At 74.7% G+C, this 3,932-nt stretch carries 5 protein-coding genes and 2 pseudogenes; 5 read left to right on the top strand and 2 right to left on the bottom strand.

Annotated features, from left to right (window positions below; all coding sequences use genetic code 11):
• Positions 1 to 448 precede the first annotated feature (448 nt).
• Positions 449 to 793: pseudogene (locus tag AC2W7G_RS10855) on the top strand (ATP-dependent DNA ligase); the annotation flags it as partial.
• A gap of 145 nt (positions 794 to 938) precedes the next feature.
• The gene (locus AC2W7G_RS10860; protein ID WP_485868441.1) at positions 939 to 1,382 is read left to right on the top strand and encodes an ATP dependent DNA ligase; all 444 of its coding nucleotides are present in this window, start codon (positions 939 to 941) and stop codon (positions 1,380 to 1,382) included.
• An 11-nt stretch (positions 1,383 to 1,393) separates the two neighbouring features.
• On the opposite strand, the gene AC2W7G_RS10865 is transcribed toward AC2W7G_RS10860, so the two are convergent.
• Together AC2W7G_RS10865 and AC2W7G_RS10870 are read right to left on the bottom strand one after the other, a co-directional pair.
• Complete coding sequence (locus tag AC2W7G_RS10865) at positions 1,394 to 1,675, bottom strand: hypothetical protein (RefSeq protein WP_485868442.1); 282 nt, start codon at positions 1,673 to 1,675, stop codon at positions 1,394 to 1,396.
• Positions 1,676 to 1,871: 196 nt separating this feature from the next.
• On the bottom strand, positions 1,872 to 2,240 hold the full coding sequence (locus tag AC2W7G_RS10870) for a VOC family protein (protein WP_485868443.1): 369 nt from the start codon (positions 2,238 to 2,240) through the stop codon (positions 1,872 to 1,874).
• 45 nt (positions 2,241 to 2,285) lie between these two features.
• On the opposite strand from AC2W7G_RS10870, the gene AC2W7G_RS10875 reads away from it, so the two are divergent.
• The 3 genes and pseudogenes from AC2W7G_RS10875 to AC2W7G_RS10885 form a co-directional block, all read left to right on the top strand.
• Positions 2,286 to 3,206, top strand: a complete 921-nt coding sequence (locus AC2W7G_RS10875; RefSeq protein ID WP_485868444.1) for an ABC transporter ATP-binding protein — start codon at positions 2,286 to 2,288, stop codon at positions 3,204 to 3,206.
• Positions 3,203 to 3,709, top strand: coding sequence for an ABC transporter permease (locus AC2W7G_RS10880; RefSeq protein WP_485868445.1), 507 nt, complete (start codon positions 3,203 to 3,205; stop codon positions 3,707 to 3,709). The genes AC2W7G_RS10875 and AC2W7G_RS10880 overlap by 4 nt, the downstream gene beginning before the upstream one ends.
• Positions 3,652 to 3,932 (top strand): annotated as a pseudogene (locus AC2W7G_RS10885) (hypothetical protein); the annotation flags it as partial. The gene AC2W7G_RS10880 and the pseudogene AC2W7G_RS10885, both read left to right, overlap by 58 nt.

Here is a 3,932-nt window from a genome sequence, read left to right on the forward strand (position 1 = left end):
ACGCAGCGCCGCACGGGCGTCGGCTGGCGCGGCCTCACCGACCTGCCCGCCCCCGCTGCCGAGCCGACGCTCACCGTCGGCGACGTCACCCGCCCGGCTGGACGAGCCTCGCCGCCGTCGCCGGGTCCGGCTCGCGCGAACGGCGTCGAGCCTCGTGGACGACCTCTTCGCCCGGGCCACCGCCGAGGAGCAGCGCTGGCTCGTGGGGCTGCTGACCGGCGAGCTGCGACAGGGGGCCCTCGACAGCCTCGTCCTGGACGCCGTCGCCGAGGCCGCGGACGTCCCCCAGGCACTCGTGCGGCGCGCGGCCATGCTCGGCGGCGGACTCACGTCCGTCGCGCACGCGGCGCTGCACGGCGGTGCCGACGCCCTGGCCGGCTTCGGCCTGGAACCCGGCCGCCCGGTGCTGCCGATGCTCGCGTCCAGCGCGCCGGACGTGGCCGAGGCGATGCTCAAGGCGGTGCCCGACGGGGGCGAGGCGGTCGTCGACGCGAAGCTGGACGGCATCCGCGTGCAGGTGCACCGGGTGGGTGACGAGGTCCGTGTCTACACCCGCAGCCTGGACGACGTCACCGACCGCGTCCCCGAGGTGGTCGAGGCGGTCGCCGCGCTCGACGTCACCACGGCGGTGCTCGACGGCGAGGCGATCGCGCTGCGCGACGACGGCTCCCCGCGGCCGTTCCAGGAGACCGGGGCGCGCACCGCGAGCCGCACGGACGTCGAGACGCTGCGGGCGCGGACGCCGTTGACCACGTTCGTCTTCGACGTCCTGCACCTCGACGGCGAGGACTTGCTCGACCGGCCGCTGCGCGAGCGGCTCGAGCGCCTGCGGGCGACGCTGCCGGCCGACGCGCAGGTGCCCCGCGTCGTCACCGCCGACCCCGCCGAGGCGCGTCGTCTTCCGCACCCTGGTCGCGTCTGGCCACGAGGGCGTCGTCGTGAAGGACCCGGCCGCGGCGTACGAGGCGGGCCGCCGCGGCGCCGGCTGGGTGAAGGTGAAGCCGGTCCACACCCTCGACCTCGTCGTGCTGGCCGTCGAGCGGGGCAGCGGGCGCCGCTCCGGCACGCTGTCGAACATCCACCTCGGGGCCCGGGACGCCGACGGCGGCTTCGTCATGGTCGGCAAGACGTTCAAGGGGATGACCGACGAGGTGCTGGCCTGGCAGACCGAGCGCTTCCGCGAGCTGCAGACCGACGACGACGGCTACACGGTCACGGTCCGGCCGGAGCAGGTCGTCGAGGTCGCGCTGGACGGCGTCCAGCGCTCGACCCGCTACCCCGGCGGCGTCGCGCTGCGCTTCGCCCGCGTCGTCCGCTACCGCGACGACAAGCCGCCGGCCGAGGCCGACACCATCCAGACGGTCCAGGCCTTCCTCGGCTGAGCGGCGCTACCTCACGAGGAGCTTCCGCCCCACCAGGGTTCCGTGACGATCACGTCGTGAGACTCGGACAGTGCCGCGCGGACGGCTGCCAGGAGGTCCTTCCCTTCCGCCAGCCACCCGAGGTCGCCTTCTCCGTCGACCGGCAACATGTCCTCATCCACGAAGGCGTCGTTCCATGCGATCACGCGGGCAGCCAGCTCGATCGGGAGCACGGTGGCCGGCTCCACCGACACACCGTCGACCCACATCGGCCCGGAACCATGTTCTGGCCACCACTCGATGATCGTGCGCACAGGAAGACGGTACTGAGTACGGCACCGCACGCCGATCGGTGACAGCTGCCGAGGACGTTCACGGGGATGACCGTCGGCGTGCTGGCCTGGCAGACCGCGCGGTTCTGCGAGTTCGCGGTCGCGGACGACGGCTAAGCGGTCACCGTGCGGCCCGAGCAGGACACCATCGAGACGGTGCAGGCGTTCCTGGGCTGACCTAGCGGCTCGCGTCGACGACGCAGAAGACCGTGCCCACCGGGTCGGCCAGCACCACGAAGTCGGCGTCGTCGGGGTAGTCCCAGGCGACGCGGCGCGCGCCCAGCGAGACCAGCCGCTCGACCTCCGCCTGCTGCTCCTCGGCCGAGTCGACCCACAGGTCCAGGTGCGTGCGGTCGTCCTCGTCCAGGTGCAGCCGCGGGACGTCGCCGGGCGGCGGCAGCAGGAAGGCCGGGTTCGCCGGCTGCGGCGCGTGCCCCAGGGCCCGCGTCCAGAACTCGCGCGCTCGTCCGACGTCGCCACGTTCAGCACCACCGCACCCAGCCTCAGCATGGACGCCACGCTCACACGCGCGGCGGTGGCGGGGCAAGAGCCCGGCACCGGGACGGCAGGCCCCGCCGCCTAGACTGGCGGGGTGCAAGCACCGGTCGTGGACGTCCGCGGACTCGTCATGCGGTACGGCTCGACCGTCGCCGCCGACGGGCTCGACCTGACCGTCGAGCGGGGCACCGTCACCGCCATCCTCGGCCCCAACGGCGCCGGCAAGACCACCACCATCGAGACCTGCGAGGGCTACCGCTCGCCGCAGGAGGGCACGGTCCGCGTGCTCGGCCTCGACCCCGTCGCGGACGCGCGCGAGCTGCGTCCCCGGGTCGGCGTGATGCTGCAGAGCGGCGGCGCGTGGTCCGGCGTCCGGCCCCCGGAGATGCTGCGCCACGTGGCCGCGCTGCACGCCCATCCGCTCGACCCCGACGCCCTCATCGAGCGGCTCGGCCTGGCCCGCTCCGGCCGCACCCCCTTCCGCCGCCTGTCAGGCGGGCAGCAGCAGCGGCTCGGCCTGGCCATGGCCGTCGTGGGACGTCCCGAGCTGGTCTTCCTGGACGAGCCCACCGCCGGCCTCGACCCGCAGGCCCGCCGCGCGACCTGGGACCTCGTGTCCGAGCTGCGCGACGCCGGCGTCACGGTCGTGCTGACCACGCACTACATGGACGAGGCCGAGGCCCTCTCCGACGTCGTGCACGTCGTCGACGCCGGACGCGTCATCGCCACCGGCTCCCCGGCCGACCTGACCGCGCAGGGTGCCCGCAACACCGTCCGCCTCCGCGCCGCTCCCGGCCTGGACGTCACCGACCTCATGGCCGCGCTCCCCCACGACACGAAGGTCGACGAGGTCGAGCCCGGCGCGTACGTCGTCGCCGGCGACGTCGACCCGGCGCTCGTCGCCGCCGTCACCGCCTGGTGCGCGCGCCAGGACGTCCTCGTCGAGTCGGTCATGGTCGAGCGCCAGACGCTCGAGGACCGCTTCCTCGACCTCACCGGCCGGAGCCTGCGATGACCGACCTCGACCTCAGCCCCCGACCCGGCGCCGCGTCCACCGCGGCCATGCTGCGCGCCCAGACCTCGATGGAGCTGCGCCTGCTGGCCCGCAACGGCGAGCAGCTCGGCATCACGCTCGTCGTGCCGCTGCTGCTGCTGTTCGCCGGCACCAAGGCCGGCAGCATCGTCGACCTCGGCGAGGGCCGGGCGATCGACATCCTGGCCCCCGGCGTCCTCGCCCTGGCCGTCATGTCCGCCTCGTTCACCTCGCTGGCCATCGCGACCGGGTTCGAGCGTCGCTACGGCGTGCTCAAGCGGCTCGGCGCCTCGCCGCTCCCCCGCTGGGGCCTGCTCGCGGGCAAGACGCTCGCCGTCGTGGTCGTCGAGGCCGTGCAGGTCGCCATCCTGTCGGCGGTCGCGTTCGCCCTCGGGTGGCAGCCCGACGGTGGCCTCACCGGCTGGCTGTGGGCCGGCGTGCTGCTCGTCCTCGGCACCGCCGCGTTCGGCGCCTGGGCCTGCTGATCGCCGGCGCCCTGCGCGCCGAGGCGACGCTGGCCGTCGCCAACCTCGTCTACGTGCTGCTGCTGGTGGGCGGCGGCATCCTCGTGCCGCTCGACCGCTACCCGGACGGTGCCCGCGCCGTCCTGGAGCTGCTGCCCTCGGGTGCGCTCGGGCAGGGGCTGCGCGACGCCTTCGCGTCCGGGTCGCCGGGCTCGTGCCCGTCCTCGTCCTCGCGCCTCGGGCC

The organism is Aeromicrobium sp. PFPM2_SD2 (genome assembly GCF_057364525.1).